This is a genomic window from Pseudomonas paraeruginosa, from assembly GCF_003025345.2.
Lineage (GTDB): Bacteria > Pseudomonadota > Gammaproteobacteria > Pseudomonadales > Pseudomonadaceae > Pseudomonas > Pseudomonas paraeruginosa.
Map to the genome: position 1 here is coordinate 3,270,050 of NZ_CP020560.1, position 17,547 is coordinate 3,287,596.

Sequence of the window (17,547 nt, forward strand, 5' to 3'; positions counted from 1 at the left end):
GCCATGATTCCAGACATCGATTCCCGTCTCAGCCGGAACATATTGAAATCCATCTCGTATGGCCTCCCCCTCGCCGAAGTGGTCCCCGACCATACCTATGCGCAACTGGAAACGCGCCTCGGCGAACTGAAACGCAGGTATCTGGAGCTGCGCATCTCCCACGGCGCGCGCGAGCTGCCGTTCAGCAACTACCTGTTCTACCTGATCCTCCAGTCGCGCCACCAGGAGTTCGACTTCAAGCTGCGCCAGGGCAATTCGGTGGTCACCAACATCCACCGGTTCAAGAGCAAGGGACGCATCCCGTCCCTGACCACCCTGCTCCTGGCCGATGCGGTCAACGCCAGGAGCGAGCTGGAGCTCAAGCATCCGGACATCCCGCAGCTCGACCGCCACGCCCGCGACATCGAGCGCTGGCTGGCCGCCGGCAACGTCATGCCGCCCAGCGAGCGGGCGCTGCGCGGCCTGGTGGCGGCGCTGGAGCGCGCCGTCGGCGAAGGCCGTCCGTTGCACCTGGTGAGCGCGGTATGCCCGGACTACTCGCACTCCAGCGATGCCGAGGGCAAGCCGCGCTACACCTTCGAACGGGTCGGCGACCAGCCCGGCCTGGCCGGCGCCAAGCTGATCAGCGCCGGCCAGGCGGTGGCGGAGCTGGCCAGGGCGCGCCAGGTGGAGATCCGCCACGCGATCCTCGGCGGCGAGTTCGAGTACCTGTCGTTCAACCGCAATCCCGCCACCGGCGAGACCCGCGAGGGTTTCCTCGGCAAGGTCGAACGCCAGCTCGAGCGGATCGCCGGGGCGCTGCCCTGCCCGGCCGCGACCTGCTCGTTCTTCGAGATGTGCGGCGGCGAGGACGGCTGGCACCGGGCCCACGGCGAGATCGTCCAGCGCCTGGAACAGGGCGACTACGGCCAGACCGGGCTGGACTACCCGGCCCTGGAGTCGATCTTCCTGTCGCGCCTGCCGCTCTACGAGAAATGGTTCGCCAGCCAGTCGCGCGAGCAGATCCGGGCCAGCTTCATCTCCCAGGCCGCCGAGTACGCATTGATGGGAAAACTCTTCGGCGAGCGCTTCGACAACTTCGTCGTGCTGGCCGTCGATCACTACCGGATGGAGCCGTTCTACTCGTTCTTCGCGACCGTCCCGACGCTCTACATCCGAACCGACTACCTGTAACCAGGGAGCGCCTGCGCCATGCAAGATGAACTGTTCAAGACCCGCTACTCCAGGTACGGCTACGGCATCGACGTACGCCGCACCTACAAGGACCTGCCCTGCCAGCCGTTCTGGACCTGGGTCACCGGCAAGTCGCTGAACGACCGCCCGCCGCGGCGGCCGAAGGACACCCTGCTCAAGCCCTGGCAGCTCTACCTGCACATCAGCTGGGGCTACGCGGTGTTCTTCCTCGCGGTGATCTACGGCCAGCAGTTGCTCGCCTCGCAGCAGCCGCTGTGGCTGAAGTGCCTGCTCGGCGCGCTGATCATGTGCCTGGTGGTCAACCGCCAGCGCGGCTTCCTCCATACCTTCCACTACACCACCCACGGCGCCAGCCTGGAGAACAAGGCGCTGGCGCGCTTCACCTGCAAGTGGATCCTGTCGATCCCGATCCTGCACACGCCGCGCGACGAGTACATCAGGCTGCACGTGAACGAGCACCACAGCGTGCGCACCTTCAACACCGAACAGGACGTCGACCTGATCTTCATGAAGCAGCACGGCTTCTACAAGGGCATGTCCGAGGCCGCGTTCTGGACCCGCCTGGTGCTCGCCCCGTTCCATCCGGCGCGGATCCTCGAACACCTGAAGTTCCGCTTCGAGGTCAGCTTCGTCTCCGCCGCGCGCCACGAACGGATCAGTCGCGCGCTGTACTGGACGGCGCTGCTGGCCCTGGTCAGCGCAAGCGGCTACCTGGAGGCGTTCGCGCTGTTCTACCTGTTCCCGATCTTCATCCTGACCCAGTACTCGTCGTGGATCCAGCACGTCTCCGAGCATCTCTGGTTCGCCCGCAACGAGCACGGCCTGCCGCGCTTCCTGCATTACGGCTCGCTGAGCTGGGGACGCTTCCTCGGCCGCCCCTACCCGGCCGACAAGCAGGGCCTGGCCTTCGCCCTGGCGCTCGCTCGCTGGAGCCTGGGCGTGCTGCTGATCGACATCCCGCTGCGGGTGTTCTCCTTCATGCAGGACCTGCCCAGCCACGACTTCCACCACCGCAAGCCGGGGGTGAACTTCTGGCGCATCGCGCCGGAACGCGCGGCCAACGAGGCACTTCCCTCCAAGTTCGGCCCGATGACCGAGACCTGGGGCATGTGGGAGAACTTCCTGATCCTGCGCGACCACCTCTGCCGCGGCCAGTCGGACCCGTTCGGCATCGTCGACTGGTACCGCGAGAACCAGGCCCGGCTCGCCCCCGAGCATGACGCCGCCAACCAGCCACTTCCCCACCAACCGGTAACCCAGGCCACCGCCTGATCAGACACAGGAACCCTCATGAATACTCAGATCGCCCAGATCACCCAGAGCCTGGCAGCCAACGGCTGCGCCTACATCCCCCCAGCGACGCGCTCTACGACGAGCATGACTGGGAGCTGATGAACCAGGTCCTGGCCAATTCGAGCCTGCCGTGGGAGAAGATCCTGATCGGCGACGCCGACGAGGAGAACGACCTCTACGTGGCCCGTTTCATGACCGACCGCGACCGTCCCACGGTGGTCAACCATGCGCTGTCGGAGCTGATCATCCCGCGCGTCTGCAACGACAACGTGATGAGCCTGTTCCGCAAACTGATGGGCGACGACGCCTTCTACGTCCGGCGCATGCAGGTGAACCGGATGAAGGCCGGCTCGTTCATCGGCCGGCACCTGGATACCGACAGCAACCCGGACTACCAGTACTCCATCGTCCTGCAGCTCGGCACCTACTTCTCCGGCGGCCAGTTCGTGGTCTACGACCGCGACGGCAACCTGCGCAACGACATCAAGCCGGAGCCGCGCTCGGTGATCATCAGCGACTGCAGCTATCCCCACGAGGTCCAGCAGGTGACCGCCGGCGAGCGCGTCTCGCTGGTGTTCTTCGTCAGTCGCCATGCGGAACGGAACCGGCGGGTCTATTGACCCGCCGGCGTGGAGACCGGAAACGATGTCGAAAAATGCACGTTACGCCTGGCGCCTCGGGCTCGGCGGCCTGCTGCTCGGGCTGCTGGCCTACGCGGTGTACCTGGTGGCCGTCCCGCTGGGCTTCAGGTATGGGGAGATCCAGGTCGGCAGCGGCCTGGAGCACGAGGGGCGGATCGCCTGGGACGCCGCCGGCGTCCCGCACATCCGCGCGCAGAACCTGGAGGACGGTTATTTCCTGCTCGGTTACAGCCACGCCAGGGATCGCCTGTGGCAGATGGAGTTCGCCCGCCGCTATGCCGGCGGCACGCTCTCCGAGGTGTTCGGCGGCAAGACCCTGGCGATGGACCGGTTCGCCCGCACCATCGGTTTCCGCCGCACCGCCGAGGGCATCCACGCCAACCTGGACGCGTCCACGCGCGTCCTGCTGGAACGCTACAGCGCCGGGGTCAACGCCTACCTGGAGCAGGCTCCGGCCGCGCTGCCGCTGGAGTTCAGCCTGGTCCGCCACGAACGGCCGCGGCCCTGGACAGCGGTCGACAGCCTGTCCCTGCACCTGCTCTATTCCTGGTCCCTGAGCGCCAACCTGGGCATGCAGTTGCAGCGCCTGGCGCTGGCCGAGCACCTGGACCTGGCGCGGATCAACGAGGTATTCGCCCCCTATCCGGGCGAGCGGCCGCTGGCCACCCGCGACTACGTCAGCCTGTACCGCTCCCTGCGCGGCACGCCGGACGCCGGCAAGCTGCTGGGGCAATTACCCGGTTCCAACGTCGAAGGCATCGGCTCGAACAACTGGGTGGTCTCCGCCAGCCGCAGCGCCACCGGCAAGCCGCTGCTGGCCAACGATCCGCACCTGCGCCTGACCAACCCGGCGGCCTTCTACCTGGCCCGCCTGGAGATCCCCGGCCTGAGCCTCACCGGCGCCAACTTCGCCGGCGCCCCGCTGTTCGTCATCGGCCATAACCGGCGCATCGCCTGGGGCTACACCAACACCGGCTCGCACATCCAGGACGCCTACCTGGAACGCGTCGACCCCCAGGACCCACGGCGCTACCTGACCCCGGACGGCTACCGGCCCTTCGAGACGCGCCTGGAACGCATCGCCGTGCGCGACGGCGAGACGGTCTCCCTGGAGGTCCGCAGCACCCGCCACGGCCCGGTGATCAGCGACATCTACGAACCGGCGCGGCTGCCGCAGGCGCAGCGCGACCGGCTGGTGATCGCGCTCGCCTGGACCGGCCTCGACCATCACGACAAGACCTTCCCGAGCCTGCTGGCGATCAACCGCGCCGAAGGCTGGGAACAGTTCCTCGAGGCCACCGCCGACTTCGGCGTACCGCCGCAGAACATGGTCTATGCCGACGTCGAGGGCAACATCGGCTACATCTCCGCCGGTCGCGTACCGCTGCGCGGCGCCGCCGACGACCTCCACGGGCTGGCCCCCTCGCCCGGCTGGGAGAGCCGCTACGACTGGGTCGGCTACGTTCCGGAAAGCGCCAAGCCACGCAGCCTCAACCCGCGCGAAGGGTTCATCGCCACGGCGAACCAGCGCATCGTGCCGCCCGACAATGCCTTCGACTTCGGCCACGACTGGGTCCTGCCCTACCGCTACGAGCGCATCCGCGAGTGGCTCGGCGGCCCCGGCCAGCGCACCCTGGAAGACAGCCTGGAGTTGCAGAACGACGAGTTCTCCAGCGTGATGGCGAGCCTCTTGCCGAAGATGCTGGAGCAGGTCAGCGACCCCGAACTGCGCGCCAGCGAAGCCTTCGCCCTGCTCCGGGGCTGGAACCACCAGGCCGCCGCCGACCTGGCCGCGCCGCTGATCGCCGGCTACTGGGCGCGCGCCTTCACCCGCGAACTGCTGCAACCGCGGATCGGCGCGCGGTTGCTGGCCCGCGGCTGGAACCAGCGCAACTACGACGGATTCCTCCGGCTGATCCTCGACGGCCAGGCCGACCTGCGCTTCTGGTGCGGCCAGGAACAAGGCTGCGACCTCAAGCTGAACCAGTCGCTGCGCAGCGCGCTGGACGAACTGCGGGCCGCCCACGGGCCTTCGCCGGACGGCTGGAAGTGGGGCGAGGCGCACGCGGCCGTCGCCGAACACGTGCCCTTCCACAAAACCCCGCTGCGCGCGCTGTTCGACCTGAAGAACAACAAGGGCGGCGACAACTTCAGCGTCGACGTCGGGCGCTTCGACTACAGCGACCCCGACAACCCGTTCAACACGCGGATCGCCGCGACCCTGCGGATGGTCATCGACCTGGCGGACTTCGACAACTCGCGCTACGCGCTGTCCACCCGCAACTCCGGCCTGCCGTTCGACGGCGCCACCGACCTCAACGAACTCTGGGCCCGCGGCGAGTACATCCGTATCGCCGACGACGCCCCCGGCGCGACGGACCGCCCACTGGTCCTGCGCCCTTCACCTTCTTCCTCCGGCGAGCCACGACCATGACCAGCGATCCGCAGAAAAACGCCTTCGACCTCGACTACTCCAGCCGCGAGCGGCAATTCCCCGAAGGCTTCAAGCGCAAGATAGTCGCCGACCTGCAAGAGGGAATGCCGCAGTTCGACGTGCTGCAATACTTCGGCAACCAGCCGGAGATCTTCGAGACCTACGACCACCTGGTGCTGGCGACCGACCCGGAGGGAGAACGGATCATCGGCATCCTCGGAGCGAAGGACTTCGTCCGCGGCTCGACGCGCTTCCTCTACCTGTGGACGGCGATGGTTGCCGACCGCTACCACCGCACCAGCCTGTTCAAGCGGATCAACCAGTTCTTCCTGCGCCAGGTCAGCGAGCGCAACGGCGGGCTGCCGCCGCTGATCGTGGCGAAGACCTACAACCCGGTGGTCTACAACATGTTCCGCGCCCTCAGCGCGCGGATCCCGGGAGCGACGCTGTACCCGGACCTGGAAGCGCCGCGCCAGTGCCCGGACATGGTCGACCTGGCTCGCGAGGTGGTCGGCACGCTGTCCGCCAACCTGCGCCTGGACGCGGAAACCGGCCTGATACCCGGCGGGCAGCGCAGCGTCGCCCCGGATTTCTTCCCGCGCATGGCGATGTCCAGCCACGCCAGGACCAACGACCACTTCGTCGCCCACGTCGGCAGCAGCGACCAGATCCTCTGCATGGTCCGCCTCGCACCCGGTGCCGAACCCTACGTGCAGCAGAGGATCATCCGGTGAGCGGACTCGCGCAGCGCTCCGACGACCCGTGGCTGGCGGCGCTACCGGCCGCGGTGCTCTACGGTGCCTGGGCAGCCTATGCCAACCAGGACGGCGGCCTGGCGCGAATGGGTGTCGCCGCCCTGCTCCAGGGTGGCGCCAGCCTCCTGGCAACGCGCCTGGGCCTGCACCTGCTGGGCCGTTTCGGTGGTCGCGGCGGCCTGACGCAACGTCACGCACCGCTATTGGTGGTGCTCCTGCTGACCACGCCGATGGCCGCGCTGCACGGGCTTGCGGGCGCGCCGCACCCATTGGCGAGCGTGGCGCCGTCGTTCGTCATCGGCTGGCTGTATTTCGGTTTCTGGGCGCGCCGCAACCCGGGCCACCGGCAAGCCGGTGGCGCCTAGCCGGCCCGCCCGGTCGAGCCGCTCCCCGTCGACGGGATCGGCCCGTATACTCGGGGCCTCCCTCATCCGCCCAAGGACGCGCCATCGCCATGCTGGAGATTCTCGGAAAGGCCTCTTCGATCAACGTGCGCAAGGTTCTCTGGACCTGCGCCGAACTGGACCTGCCCTACCGCCGCGAAGACTGGGGCAGCGGCTTCCGCGACACCCGCGAGGCGGAATTCCTCGCCCTCAACCCGAACGCCATGGTGCCGGTGTTGCGCGACGGCGAACTGGTGCTCTGGGAGTCCAACAGCATCATCCGCTACCTGGCCAATCGCTATGCCGGCGAACGCCTCTATCCGCGGCAGGCGGCGGCGCGCGCGCGGGTCGACCAGTGGCTGGACTGGCAGGCCTCCGACCTCAACCGCTCGTGGAGCTATGCCTTCATGAGCCTGGTCCGGCAGTCGCCGGCGCACCGCGACGCGGCCCAGGTGGAGGCTTCGCTGCGCGGCTGGACGGGCTTCATGGAAATCCTCGAGGGACAACTGCTACGCACCGACGCCTATGTCGCCGGCGAGACCTTCAGCCTGGCCGACATCGCCATCGGCCTGTCGGTCAACCGCTGGTACGAGACGCCGTTCGAGCGTCCGTCGCTGCCAGCGGTGCACGCCTATTACGAGCGCCTCGGCGCCCGCCCCGGCTTCCTCGCCCATGGCCGCAACGGCGTACCCTGAGCGAGGCGCGGTATCACTGGCCGAGCGCCTTGCCCAGGCGCTGCGCCAGGGCGGTGGTGTTGGCGCCGGCGGTATCGAGCAGCAGGTAGTCGTAGTCGGACTTGGCCACAGGGGCGATGCGGTATTGCAGGACGCCCTCGACCACCTGCTGGCCGGCCGGTACGCTGAGGGTGCCGACGCAGGACAGCACGCCGCTGTCCGGATCCTTCTCGAGGATCGCCACGTCGCGCAACGCGCTGTCCTTGAACTCCGGCGAACGCTCGGTGATCGCGCCCTGGAGGAAGATCCGCATCAGTTGGTCCTTCACGTCCGGCGAGGCACAGGCCTCGGCCTCCTTCTTCGCGCAGGCGCTCAACAACAGCGCGGCGCCCAATACAGCGAGCACGGGTAGCTTCATCATCCCCTCGGGGGTCGGTTGGTGATGCGGGATTGGACTGCGCCGCCGCCGAATGATTCCCAGGCCCGCGCGACGCCTGCCGCAGGCAGCTGGCACTGGCCAGCCGGCGCGACTGCCAGTAGTCTGTCCGCCGCGCTGGCGACGCCGGCCCCACGCCAACTGGAGCAAGACATGTACCGAGACACCGTGACCCTCACCGTCAGCGCCGAGCAACGCGGCCACGAAAGCGAGGCCGTGGACAACCCGAACGTCGCCATCGGCCTGGAAAGCGTCGAGCCGGGCGTGCTCAAGCTGCACTTCGAAGGCCAGCTGGACGCCCCGGAGAACGCCACCCACATCTGCTTCAGCCTGGCCATCGGCCTCACCTACTACGGCCCGATCCTCGACGGCGCGGCCAGCGAGAACGGCGGCTGGATGACCTTCGAGAGCGACATGCTCGACCCGGCGCAACTGGCCTGAACCCGCGGCGCGATTGATAGCGCGCCGCGCAGCCCGTAGAAATTGCCCGGTCCTCTTTTCCGGTATTCCACGGCACGTCCCTGTCCCTCGACTTCGAGCGCTTTCCGCTTGGCCCCGGCGCCAAGGCTCGGGGCCGTGCCGTCGCCGCGAAGAAATCGAAGAAACAGTCGCTCATTCGACCGGGGCGTGCTGTCCCGTCAGGTGAGCTGACAGGACACGCAGGCGCTCCCGCCGAATCCTTTCCGCCCTCCTGACGCCGACAAGACGGTCAGCCATCAGGAGAGATTCATGTCATCGTTCCAAGGTATCTGGGTCCCGCTGGTCACGCCGTTCCGCCATGGCGAGATCGACTTCGTCGCGCTGCCGTGCCCGCTCGACCATCTGCTGGATGCCGGCGCCCTACTCTATCCGCCCCTCCCAGGAGGCGCTGGTGCGCTTCTTCCATGGCGTCGCCGACGATCCAGCGTGCCGCTGATCGTCTATGACATTCCCTACCGCACCGACGTGCGCCTGGAAGCGGGCTCAGAACAGCGCCATCTGCCGGTCGACCAGGGTGTCGAAATCGTCGCCGACGAACGGCAGGATGGCATCGGCCACCGGCTGCAACTGCTTGCCCACGTAGTGTTCGTAGTCGATCGCCGAGCGCCGCAACTCCAGCGGCTCGGGGCCGGCGACGCCGATCACGTAGCTGATCCAGCCGCCGCTCTGGTACTGCCGCGGGCGGCCGCGCTGGAGGTTGTAGTCATCGGCGATGCGCGCCGCGCGCACATGCGGCGGCACGTTGCGCTGGTAGTCGTCGAGGCGCCGGCGCAGGCGTTTGCGGTAGACCAGCAGGTCGTCCAGCTCGCCGGCCAGGGTCCGCCGCACGTAGTCGCGTACGTAGTCCTGGTAGGGCTGGCGGTTGAAGATGCGCAGGTAGAGCTCCTGCTGGAAGCGCTGGGCCAGCGGCGACCAGTCGGTACGTACGGTCTCCAGGCCCTTGAAGACCATCTCCTCGCCGCCGTCGGCGCGGCGCACCAGGCCGGCGTAGCGTTTCTTGCTGCCCTCCTCGGCGCCGCGCACGGTGGGCATGAGAAAACGCCGGTAATGGGTCTCGAATTGCAGCTCGAGGGCGCTGGCGAGGCCGAATTCTTCTTTCAGGTGCTCGCGCCACCAGTCGTTGACCCGCGCCACCAGCGCCCGGCCGATGGCCGCGGCCTCCTCCTCGGCGTGGGGGCTGCCGAGCCAGACGAAGGTGGAGTCGGTATCGCCGTAAATCACCGTATGGCCCTCGGCCTCGATCAGCTCGCGGGTACGGCGCATGATCCGATGCCCGCGCAGGGTGATGGACGAGGCCAGGCGTGGGTCGAAGAAGCGGCAACCGCTGGAGCCGAGCACGCCGTAGAAAGCGTTCATGATGATCTTCAACGCCTGCGAGAGCGGCTGGTTGCGTTCGCGCTTGGCCGCCTCGCGGCCTTCCCAGACCCGCGCGACGATGGCCGGCAGGCAATGCCGGGTACGCGAGAAACGGGCGCCGCGAAAGCCTTCCACCGAGTGCTCGTCGTCCGGCTGGCGCAGGCCTTCCACCAGGCCGACCGGATCGATCAGGAAGGTGCGGATGATCGATGGGTACAGGCTCTTGTAGTCGAGCACCAGCACCGATTCGTAGAGGCCCGGCCGCGAGTCCATGACGAAGCCGCCGGGGCTGGCTTCCGGGCGTTTCTCGCCGAGGTTCGGGGCGACGAAGCCGGCGCGGTGCATCAACGGCATGTACAGGTGGGTGAAGGCCGCCACCGAGCCGCCGCTGCGGTCCGCCGGCAGGCCGGTGACGGTGGCCCGCTCGAGGAGGAAGTCGAGCAGTTCGGTACGGGCGAAGATCCGCGTGACCAGCTCGCAGTCCTTCAGGTTGTAGCGCGCCAGGGCCGGCTTGTCCTCGGCGAACATGCGGTCGATCTCGTCCATCCGCTGGTACGGATTGTCGATCGCCTTGCCTTCGCCGAGCAGGGTCCGGGCGACGTTCTCCAGGCTGAACGAGGGGAAGCTCCAGGTCGCCGAGCGCAGCGCCTCGATGCCGTCGATGATCAGGCGCCCGGCCGCCGCGGCGAAATAGTGGTTGTTGCGGCTGCCGTGCTCGCGCCAGCCCATCTCGTCGCCGCCGCGCCCCAGGCGCAGCGGCACCTTCAGGCGCTGGGCATGCTCATGCAGGACGCGCAGGTCGAACTGCACCAGGTTCCAGCCGATGATGGCGTCGGGATCGTGCTCGGCCAGCCACTGGTTGAGGCGTTCCAGCAGCCCGGCACGGCTGTCGCAATAGTCGAGGCGGAAATCCACGGCCGAGGCGTTGCCGTTGGCCGGACCGAGCATGTATACCTGGCGCTGGCCGCAGCCTTCCAGGGCGATGGAGTAGAGATCGCCGCGGGCGTTGGTCTCGATGTCCAGCGACACCAGGCGCAGGCGCGGACGATAGTCCGGAGCCGGCTTCAGGCGCCGGGCGAGCAGGCTGCCGTCGGCCTCGACACTCGCCTCCAGGCTGACCGGCGCGGTGATGAAGCGCTCCATCAGGTAGCGCTCCGGCGGCCGGATATCGGCCTCGAACACCTCGACGCCGGCCTGGCGCAAGCGCTTCTCCAGATTCATCAGCTGGCGATGCTGCTGGCAGTACAGGCCCAGCACCGGCCGCTGCTGGAAGTCGCGCAGCGCCAGCGGGCGAAGCTCGGCGCCGCTCTCCCCGGCAAGAAGCGTCTCGACCCGGACGCGCTGCTCGACCGGCACGAACGCCACCGACGGCTGCGGCGGCAACCGCACATGCCGGGGCCCGTGGTCGGTCGCCAGCCAGAACGCGACTTCCGTGCCGGCCGACGTATCGCGCCAGTGCCGGGTCAGGACGAACCCTTGCAGTAACTCCACCATCGACCCCGAATGACTGTCATCCGGCGATTCTACCCGGCCAGGCGGTCGGACGCCGGCCTCTTCGGTCAGGCGGTGGCCGCCAGGCGCTTGTAGAAATAGGTGGTCGGACAGAGCGCGCCGTCCGGCATCAGGGCGTAGTCCGGGATTTCGCCGACCCGCGTCCAGCCGACCTTCAGGTACAACCGCTCGGCGCCGCTGCCGCTGACCGTATCCAGCACCAGCAGGGACTTGCCGTGCTCCACGGCGAGCCGGTCCAGTTCGCCCATCAGCGCCTCGGCGAGGCCGCGTCGGCGTGCCCGCCGGTGCACCAGCAGCTTCGCCACATCGGCGCGATGCGGCTGGTTCGGTGGCTGCGCCAGGAGCAACTGCACGCTGCCGACGATGGTTCCGCCCGCCTCCGCCACCAGCAGCAGGCGCTCGCCGCGCGCCACGCCCTCGGCGACGCCGCGCCAGAAGGCGCTGGCCTGTTCCCGCGGCAACGGCCACATGAAGCTGACCGAAGCCCCCCCTTCGACGCAATCCAGCAGCACCTCGGCCAACTCGTCCAGGCGCGCCAGGGCCTCCTCGGCCGCCAGGCGGCGAATCGTCGGTTCGCTCATCGCCATCTCTCCTGCGCAATGAAATTTCCAATATAGTGGAATACGAATATCATGGACGACAATCCACCGCCAGGGAGTCGCCATGGACCTCGATGAACTGATCGCCCGACGCCTCTCCACGCTGCGCAGTGAGCGCCGTCTGACCCTCGCCCAGCTGGCGGAACGCAGCGCGGTGAGCAAGGCGATGATCTCGCGCATCGAACGCAACGAAAGCAGTCCCACCGCCAGCGTGCTCGGCCGTCTCGCCGGGGGCCTGGGGGTCGCCCTTTCCGATCTGCTCGGCGACACGCAGGCGCCGGCCGCCCCGCTCTGCCGGCGCGACCGGCAGGAGGTCTGGGAAGACCCGGCCAGCGGCTACCGCCGCCGCCAGGTGGGTGCGCGCGACCCGCACAGCGGCTGCGAGATGGTCGAAGTGGAAATCCCGGCGGATACCCGCCTCGACTATCCGCGCTGGGGCGGCCGGCCCTACCGGCAGCGCTTGTGGCTGCTCGAAGGCACCCTGGAAATTGGCTACGGCGAGCAGCGCTTCATGCTGGAGCACGGCGACCGCCTGGACTTCGGCGTCGACCGCGCGGTGACCTTCGTCACCGCCGGACAACCCTGCCGCTACCTGCTGGTGATTCTCCACGACTAGTCGCGCGGCTTTCTCCGCCGACGCTCCGGCGACCAGTCGAGGGCGCCGACCCGGTGCAGGTAGAACAATCCGGCCAGGAGCAGGGAGACGAACAGCGCCGCCTCGACGAAGCCCGCCCAGCCGTTCTCCCGCACCGATACCGCCCAGAGATAGAGGAATGGCATCTCGATGCCGAAGATCACGAAGAGCATCGCCACCAGGGCGTACTTGACCGGGAAGCGCAGGCGCGCAGAGCCGGTGGAGTCCACCCCGGACTCGAACGGCAGGTTCTTCGCCCGGCCATGCGAGCGGCCGCCCAGAACCCGGCCCAAGCCCAGCATGACCAGGCAAAGGGCGACCGCGCCAAGGACGTAGGCGATGAACGCCCAGGCCCCGGGACTGAGAATTCCATGCATGGTGGTCGCTCCTCAACCCTGCGGGGTGGCCAGCTTGAGGATGACGATGCCGGCCACGATCAGCGCCACCGCCAGCAGCCGCAGCGGACTCAGGCTTTCGCCGAAGAGCAGGATACCCAGGGCGAAGGCGCCGACCGCGCCGATGCCGACCCAGATGGTGTACGCCGTGCCCAGGGGCAGGCTCTTCATGGAGACGGCCAGCAGGCCGAAGCTGAGGACCATGAACGTCAGGGTAACCAGGCTCGGCCACAGGCGGGTGAAGCCGGCCGACTCCTTCATGGCCGTGGCCCAGACGATTTCGAAGACACCGGCGAGCAGGAGATAGATCCACGCCATTTTCAGCCTCTCTGCAGGGTCGTCCCCGCGCAATGAAAGAAGGAAAACGGGTCGTCCCGCTTCCGGCTGAACGTGCGTGCCGCCCGGGCGGGCGGTCAGTCACCGACGGCGGCGATCCTAGCGCATCGCCGGCGCCGGAGTGAACGCCCGCGGCGGGCGGAGATGTTTCGCCGCGTTTCGGCCAGCGCGCCGGGCGTTCGGCAGGATTGATCTAGACTTTCGCAGGATCGTGCAAGGCGTCCGCCACGCCCCTCGCGCACACTTCGCCCGATGTATCCCAGCCTGACAAGAGATAACGCCCTGCCCGGGCCTTTCCGTGGAGAACCACCATGCCCACCTCGCTCGTTCTGAACGGCAAGGACATCACCCTCGATGTCGACCCGAACATGCCCCTTCTCTGGGCGATTCGCGAAAGCGCCGGCCTGCACGGCACCAAGTTCGGTTGCGGGATGGCCCAGTGCGGCGCCTGCACCGTGCACCTGGAAGGCACCGCGGTACGCTCCTGCGTGCTGCCGGTGTCCGCCGTCGCCGGCAAGCGCGTCACCACCATCGAAGGCATCCGGAGCAAGCCCGGCAAGGCCGTGCAGGACGCCTGGGTCAAGCTCCAGGTACCACAGTGCGGCTATTGCCAGTCAGGCCAGATCATGTCCGCCACCGCGCTGCTGGAGCAGAACGCCAGCCCCAGCGACGCCGAGATCGATGCCGCGATGAACGGCAACATCTGCCGCTGCGCCGCCTATGCGCGGATCCGCGCCGCCATCCACGAAGCCGCCGACACCCTGAAGGCCTGACGCCATGAACAGCAAGATCGATCTGAGCAACGCCCTGCCCGGCTCGCGCCGCGGCTTCCTGAAAGGTGCCGCGGTGGTCGGCCTGAGCATCGGTTTCCAGTGGAGCGGCGCGCGCCGCGCGCTGGCCGCCGCCCTGCCGGAGTCCGGCTTCGCGCCCAACGCCTTCCTGCGGATCGCCCCGGACGACAGTGTCACGGTGATCGCCAAGCACGTGGAAATGGGCCAGGGCGCCTATACCGGCATTGCCACCATCGTCGCCGAGGAACTCGACGCGGACTGGAACAAGGTCCGCGTGGAAAGCGCCCCCGCCGACGCCAAGCGCTACGCCAACCTGGCCTTTGGCACCATGCAGGGCACCGGCGGCAGTTCGGCGATGGCCAATTCCTGGATGCAACTGCGCGAGGCCGGGGCCAAGGCGCGGGCGATGCTGGTCGAGGCCGCCGCCCGCCAATGGCGGGTGCCGGCCGCCGAGCTGCGCACCCGCGACGGCTTCGTCGAACACCCGGCCAGCCAGCGCAAGGCCAGCTATGGCTCGCTGGCCGCGGCGGCGGCGGAACTGCCGGTGCCGGAAAAAGTGCAATTGAAGGATCCCAAGGACTTCCGCCTGATCGGCCACCAGGCGCCGCGCGTCGATGTGCCCGGCAAGACCGACGGCAGCGCGCAGTTCACCCTCGACGTCAACCTGCCCGGCATGCTGGTCGCCCTGCTCCAGCGCCCGCCGCTGTTCGGCGCCACGGTGAAAGCGTTCGACGCCACGGCGGCCAGGGCGATTCCGGGGGTGGTCGAGGTAGTCCAGGTGCCGCACGGCGTGGCGGTGGTCGCCAAGGGCTTCTGGGCGGCGAAGCAAGGCCGCGACGCGCTCAAGGTCGAATGGGACGAGAGCAAGGCCGAGAAGCGTGGTTCCGAGGCGCTGATGGCGGAGTACCGCAAGCTCGCCGAGCAACCCGGCAAGCCCGCGCGCAGGGACGGCGACGCCGCCGGGGCGCTCGCCGGGGCGGCGAAGAAGGTCGCCGCCAGCTACGAATTCCCCTTCCTCGCCCATGCGCCGATGGAGCCGCTGGACGCGGTGGTCAGGCTGACCGCCGACAGCTGCGAGATCTGGGCCGGCGACCAGTTCCAGACCGTCGACCAGGGCAACGCGGCGCGCACCGCCGGGCTGAAGCCGGAGCAGGTGAAGATCAACACGCTGTACGCCGGCGGCAGCTTCGGCCGACGCGCCAATGCCTGGTCGGACTACATCGTCGAGGCGGTATCGATCGCCAAGGCGCTGGGTGCCAACGGCGTGCCGGTGAAACTGCAGTGGACCCGCGAGGACGATATCCATGGCGGCTTCTACCGGCCGATGTACTACCACAAGCTCGAAGCCGGGCTGGACGCCGACGGCAAGCTGGTCGGCTGGCAACATCGCATCGTCGGCCAGTCGATCCTGGAAGGCACGCCGTTCGCCGCGATGATGGTCAAGGACGGGATCGACGGCACCTCGGTGGAAGGCGCCGCCAACCTGCCCTATGCGGTGCCCAACGTCTCGGTCGAGCTGAGCACCACCCAGGTCGGCGTACCGGTCCTGTGGTGGCGGGTGGTCGGCAGCTCGCACACGGTCTACGCGGTGGAGGCGTTCATCGACGAGGCGGCGCAGGCCGCCGGCAAGGATCCCTACCTGTTCCGCCGCGACCTGCTGGCAGAGCAGCCGCGCCTGCGCGGCGTGCTCGAACTGGCCGCGGAAAAGGCCAGATGGGACCCGGCCAAGCCGCTGCCCGCCGGGCGCGGGCGCGGTATCGCGGTGACCGAGGCATTCAAGACCTTCGTCGCCCAGGTCGTCGAGGTCTCGGTGGACAAGGACGGCAAGCTGAAGGTCGAGCGGGTGGTCTGCGCGGTGGACTGCGGTATCCCGATCAACCCTGACGTGATCGCCGCGCAGATGGAGGGCGGCATCGGCTTCGGCCTCGGCGCGGTCCTGCACAGCGCGATCACCCTGAAGGACGGCAAGGTCGAGCAGAACAACTTCGACGGCTACCAGGTGCTGCGGATCGCCGAGATGCCCAGGGTCGAGGTGCACATCGTGCCCTCCGGCGAAGCCCCCACCGGGGTCGGCGAACCCGGCGTGGCGCCGATCGGCCCGGCGCTGGCCAATGCGATCTTCGCCGCCACCGGCCAGCGCCTTTACCACCTGCCCTTCCCCACCACCTTCGCCAAGGCCTGAACCAGGCGCCCGCCGGCGGCCCCGCGGCTGCCGGCGCGGCTCAGGCGACCATCCGGGGACCGCCGCCGACCACGCCGGTCGCCCCGGCGTCGCGCCGATTTGCCTCCGCCCGGCGTCGGGCGCAGACTTCGACGTCCATTCGCCAGCGTAGCCAAGCATGACCGAGCCTCTTCCTTCTTCGTCCCTGGGCCCCGCCCTGCGCCGTTGGCGCCTGCTGCACCGGGTCAAGCAGGCGCACGCCGCCGAGCTGTTCGGCGTGGCCCAGTCGACCATCTCGCGCTGGGAATCCGGCGCCCAGGCGCTGCGAGCGGAGGAACGGACGCGCCTGGAAACCCTCCTCGGCGCCCGCCTGGAGACCGCCGCCGACCGGGCGCTGGCCCGCCTGGTCGATGGCAGCCCGCAGCCGATGCATCTGATCTGCGACCTCACCCACCGCCTGCTGGCCTGCTCGCCGGCGCGCGCCGCGCAATTCGCCGTCCCCCTCGGCGACCTGCTCGGCCGTTCGCTGTGGCCGTATTGCAGCGAGGAGATCCTCCGCCAGGAAGCCGCCCTCGACGACCTCGGCTGGCGCGAGCTGCTGGCGCCGCCGGCGCTGGAGTTCGCCAGCGGAACGAACGCCTCGACCATCGTGCCGATCCGGCGCAGCCGCTGCCGCTGGACCCGCCTGACGCTCTCCGACGGCCGCGCGGTGCGGCTGGTGGAAACCCTCTGAACGGCACCGCGGATATTTTATCCGTGGACCGCCGGCGTCCCCGCGCCTAGGCTTGCAGGCTCGCTTCATCCGTAGCGGAGCCCCTGCCATGTCCCTCGAACTGCTGAAGAACCGCCTCGACTTCCTCAGCGAAGCCGAACGCCTGAAAGATGTCCTGCGCTCCGCGCATACGTCTTCCGGTCGCCCGGAAAGCACCGCCGAACACAGTTGGCGGCTGTGCCTGATGGCGCTGGCCTTCGAGGATCAACTGGCCGGCCTGGACCTCGGCAAGGTCCTACGCATGTGCGTGGTCCACGACCTCGGCGAAGCGATCCACGGCGACATCCCGGCCGTCGAGCAGGCCGCGCACCCGGACAAGGGCGAACAGGAACGCGCCGACCTGTTGCAGTTGACTCGTCACCTCGACGCGCCGCTGCGCGAACGCCTGCTCGCCCTGTGGGATGAATACGAGCGCGGCGAGTCCGCCGAAGCCCTGGCAGTGAAGGCCCTGGACAAGCTGGAAACCCTGCTCCAGCACACCCAGGGCGACAATCCGGCGGACTTCGACTATGCCTTCAACCTCGACTACGGCCGTCGCTATACCGACCGCGCACCGCTGTTCAAGGCCCTGCGCGAGCTACTCGACGCCAGGACCCGACAGCGCCTCGCGGCTCGGCGCGACGCCTAGCGTGCGCCCCGGGCAGCGTTACCAGCGCCACCGCCTACGTAGCTCGCCATGGCTACAGGGAAGCGGCTGGCAC

Annotated in this window: 17 protein-coding genes and 2 pseudogenes; 14 read left to right on the forward strand and 5 right to left on the reverse strand. The window is 68.5% G+C overall.

Annotation, left to right across the window (positions count from 1 at the left end; genetic code table 11):
* Positions 1 to 3 precede the first annotated feature (3 nt).
* The 7 genes and pseudogenes from B7D75_RS15440 (at position 4) to B7D75_RS15470 (ending at position 7,395) form a co-directional block, all read left to right on the forward strand.
* Positions 4 to 1,173, forward strand: coding sequence for a hypothetical protein (locus tag B7D75_RS15440; RefSeq protein ID WP_053814075.1), 1,170 nt, complete (start codon positions 4 to 6; stop codon positions 1,171 to 1,173).
* A gap of 18 nt (positions 1,174 to 1,191) precedes the next feature.
* Positions 1,192 to 2,466 carry a fatty acid desaturase gene (locus B7D75_RS15445; RefSeq protein WP_053814076.1) on the forward strand — a complete coding sequence of 425 codons (1,275 nt, stop codon included), beginning with the start codon at positions 1,192 to 1,194 and terminating at the stop codon, positions 2,464 to 2,466.
* Between the two features lie 18 nt (positions 2,467 to 2,484).
* Positions 2,485 to 3,107 (forward strand): annotated as a pseudogene (locus B7D75_RS15450) (2OG-Fe(II) oxygenase).
* Between the two features lie 25 nt (positions 3,108 to 3,132).
* A complete protein-coding gene (locus tag B7D75_RS15455) occupies positions 3,133 to 5,562 on the forward strand; it encodes a penicillin acylase family protein (protein ID WP_107114195.1) in 2,430 nt (809 codons plus the stop codon).
* The gene (locus tag B7D75_RS15460) at positions 5,559 to 6,296 is read left to right on the forward strand and encodes a hypothetical protein (RefSeq protein ID WP_043101655.1); all 738 of its coding nucleotides are present in this window, start codon (positions 5,559 to 5,561) and stop codon (positions 6,294 to 6,296) included. Before B7D75_RS15455 ends, B7D75_RS15460 begins: the two co-directional genes overlap by 4 nt.
* Entirely contained in the window at positions 6,293 to 6,682 is a 390-nt protein-coding gene (locus tag B7D75_RS15465) for a hypothetical protein (protein WP_034082672.1), read from the forward strand. Before B7D75_RS15460 ends, B7D75_RS15465 begins: the two co-directional genes overlap by 4 nt.
* An 89-nt stretch (positions 6,683 to 6,771) precedes the next feature.
* On the forward strand, positions 6,772 to 7,395 hold the full coding sequence (locus B7D75_RS15470; protein WP_043101660.1) for a glutathione S-transferase family protein: 624 nt from the start codon (positions 6,772 to 6,774) through the stop codon (positions 7,393 to 7,395).
* 13 nt (positions 7,396 to 7,408) lie between these two features.
* On the opposite strand, the gene B7D75_RS30020 is transcribed toward B7D75_RS15470, so the two are convergent.
* Entirely contained in the window at positions 7,409 to 7,795 is a 387-nt protein-coding gene (locus B7D75_RS30020) for a hypothetical protein (protein WP_003154194.1), read from the reverse strand.
* A 168-nt stretch (positions 7,796 to 7,963) separates the two neighbouring features.
* On the opposite strand from B7D75_RS30020, the gene B7D75_RS30025 reads away from it, so the two are divergent.
* Together B7D75_RS30025 and B7D75_RS29795 are read left to right on the forward strand one after the other, a co-directional pair.
* The gene (locus tag B7D75_RS30025) at positions 7,964 to 8,251 is read left to right on the forward strand and encodes a hypothetical protein (RefSeq protein ID WP_043101663.1); all 288 of its coding nucleotides are present in this window, start codon (positions 7,964 to 7,966) and stop codon (positions 8,249 to 8,251) included.
* A gap of 288 nt (positions 8,252 to 8,539) precedes the next feature.
* Positions 8,540 to 8,767 (forward strand): annotated as a pseudogene (locus B7D75_RS29795) (dihydrodipicolinate synthase family protein); the annotation flags it as partial.
* A 6-nt stretch (positions 8,768 to 8,773) separates the two neighbouring features.
* On the opposite strand, the gene B7D75_RS15490 reads toward B7D75_RS29795, so the two are convergent.
* Positions 8,774 to 11,137 (reverse strand): DNA polymerase II, encoded by a 2,364-nt coding sequence (locus B7D75_RS15490; RefSeq protein WP_107114675.1) that lies wholly within the window; start codon positions 11,135 to 11,137, stop codon positions 8,774 to 8,776.
* A 68-nt stretch (positions 11,138 to 11,205) separates the two neighbouring features.
* Positions 11,206 to 11,739 carry a GNAT family N-acetyltransferase gene (locus B7D75_RS15495; RefSeq protein ID WP_079383602.1) on the reverse strand — a complete coding sequence of 178 codons (534 nt, stop codon included), beginning with the start codon at positions 11,737 to 11,739 and terminating at the stop codon, positions 11,206 to 11,208.
* Positions 11,740 to 11,821: 82 nt separating this feature from the next.
* Between B7D75_RS15495 and B7D75_RS15500 the strand changes: the two genes are divergently transcribed.
* Positions 11,822 to 12,373, forward strand: a complete 552-nt coding sequence (locus B7D75_RS15500; protein WP_107114196.1) for a helix-turn-helix domain-containing protein — start codon at positions 11,822 to 11,824, stop codon at positions 12,371 to 12,373.
* Here the strand turns inward: B7D75_RS15500 and ndhC are convergent.
* Positions 12,370 to 12,768, reverse strand: a complete 399-nt coding sequence (ndhC, locus tag B7D75_RS15505; RefSeq protein WP_033997206.1) for an NADH-quinone oxidoreductase subunit A — start codon at positions 12,766 to 12,768, stop codon at positions 12,370 to 12,372. The genes B7D75_RS15500 and ndhC overlap by 4 nt on opposite strands.
* A 12-nt stretch (positions 12,769 to 12,780) precedes the next feature.
* A complete protein-coding gene (locus B7D75_RS15510) occupies positions 12,781 to 13,104 on the reverse strand; it encodes a DMT family transporter (protein WP_012076113.1) in 324 nt (107 codons plus the stop codon).
* A gap of 329 nt (positions 13,105 to 13,433) precedes the next feature.
* On the opposite strand from B7D75_RS15510, the gene B7D75_RS15515 reads away from it, so the two are divergent.
* The 4 genes from B7D75_RS15515 to B7D75_RS15530 all read left to right on the forward strand — a co-directional run bounded on the left by B7D75_RS15515 (position 13,434) and on the right by B7D75_RS15530 (position 17,474).
* Positions 13,434 to 13,895, forward strand: a complete 462-nt coding sequence (locus B7D75_RS15515) for a (2Fe-2S)-binding protein (protein ID WP_012076114.1) — start codon at positions 13,434 to 13,436, stop codon at positions 13,893 to 13,895.
* 4 nt (positions 13,896 to 13,899) lie between these two features.
* Positions 13,900 to 16,095: a xanthine dehydrogenase family protein molybdopterin-binding subunit gene (locus B7D75_RS15520; RefSeq protein WP_107114197.1), complete on the forward strand. Its 2,196-nt coding sequence runs from the start codon at positions 13,900 to 13,902 to the stop codon at positions 16,093 to 16,095.
* A 157-nt stretch (positions 16,096 to 16,252) separates the two neighbouring features.
* Positions 16,253 to 16,807: a helix-turn-helix domain-containing protein gene (locus tag B7D75_RS15525; RefSeq protein WP_034082653.1), complete on the forward strand. Its 555-nt coding sequence runs from the start codon at positions 16,253 to 16,255 to the stop codon at positions 16,805 to 16,807.
* Between the two features lie 88 nt (positions 16,808 to 16,895).
* Positions 16,896 to 17,474, forward strand: a complete 579-nt coding sequence (locus B7D75_RS15530; RefSeq protein WP_107114198.1) for an HD domain-containing protein — start codon at positions 16,896 to 16,898, stop codon at positions 17,472 to 17,474.
* Positions 17,475 to 17,547 lie beyond the last annotated feature (73 nt).

What these genes read in the sequence shown, in the direction of transcription:
- B7D75_RS15440 (WP_053814075.1), top strand. Translation starts at nt 4, where the DNA reads ATGATTCCAGACATCGATTCCCGTCTCAGCCGGAACATATTGAAATCC.
- B7D75_RS15445 (WP_053814076.1), top strand. Translation starts at nt 1,192, where the DNA reads ATGCAAGATGAACTGTTCAAGACCCGCTACTCCAGGTACGGCTACGGC.
- B7D75_RS15455 (WP_107114195.1), top strand. Translation starts at nt 3,133, where the DNA reads ATGTCGAAAAATGCACGTTACGCCTGGCGCCTCGGGCTCGGCGGCCTG.
- B7D75_RS15460 (WP_043101655.1), top strand. Translation starts at nt 5,559, where the DNA reads ATGACCAGCGATCCGCAGAAAAACGCCTTCGACCTCGACTACTCCAGC.
- B7D75_RS15470 (WP_043101660.1), top strand. Translation starts at nt 6,772, where the DNA reads ATGCTGGAGATTCTCGGAAAGGCCTCTTCGATCAACGTGCGCAAGGTT.
- B7D75_RS30020 (WP_003154194.1), bottom strand. Translation starts at nt 7,795, where the DNA reads ATGATGAAGCTACCCGTGCTCGCTGTATTGGGCGCCGCGCTGTTGTTG.
- B7D75_RS30025 (WP_043101663.1), top strand. Translation starts at nt 7,964, where the DNA reads ATGTACCGAGACACCGTGACCCTCACCGTCAGCGCCGAGCAACGCGGC.
- B7D75_RS15495 (WP_079383602.1), bottom strand. Translation starts at nt 11,739, where the DNA reads ATGAGCGAACCGACGATTCGCCGCCTGGCGGCCGAGGAGGCCCTGGCG.
- B7D75_RS15500 (WP_107114196.1), top strand. Translation starts at nt 11,822, where the DNA reads ATGGACCTCGATGAACTGATCGCCCGACGCCTCTCCACGCTGCGCAGT.
- ndhC (WP_033997206.1), bottom strand. Translation starts at nt 12,768, where the DNA reads ATGCATGGAATTCTCAGTCCCGGGGCCTGGGCGTTCATCGCCTACGTC.
- B7D75_RS15510 (WP_012076113.1), bottom strand. Translation starts at nt 13,104, where the DNA reads ATGGCGTGGATCTATCTCCTGCTCGCCGGTGTCTTCGAAATCGTCTGG.
- B7D75_RS15515 (WP_012076114.1), top strand. Translation starts at nt 13,434, where the DNA reads ATGCCCACCTCGCTCGTTCTGAACGGCAAGGACATCACCCTCGATGTC.
- B7D75_RS15520 (WP_107114197.1), top strand. Translation starts at nt 13,900, where the DNA reads ATGAACAGCAAGATCGATCTGAGCAACGCCCTGCCCGGCTCGCGCCGC.
- B7D75_RS15525 (WP_034082653.1), top strand. Translation starts at nt 16,253, where the DNA reads ATGACCGAGCCTCTTCCTTCTTCGTCCCTGGGCCCCGCCCTGCGCCGT.
- B7D75_RS15530 (WP_107114198.1), top strand. Translation starts at nt 16,896, where the DNA reads ATGTCCCTCGAACTGCTGAAGAACCGCCTCGACTTCCTCAGCGAAGCC.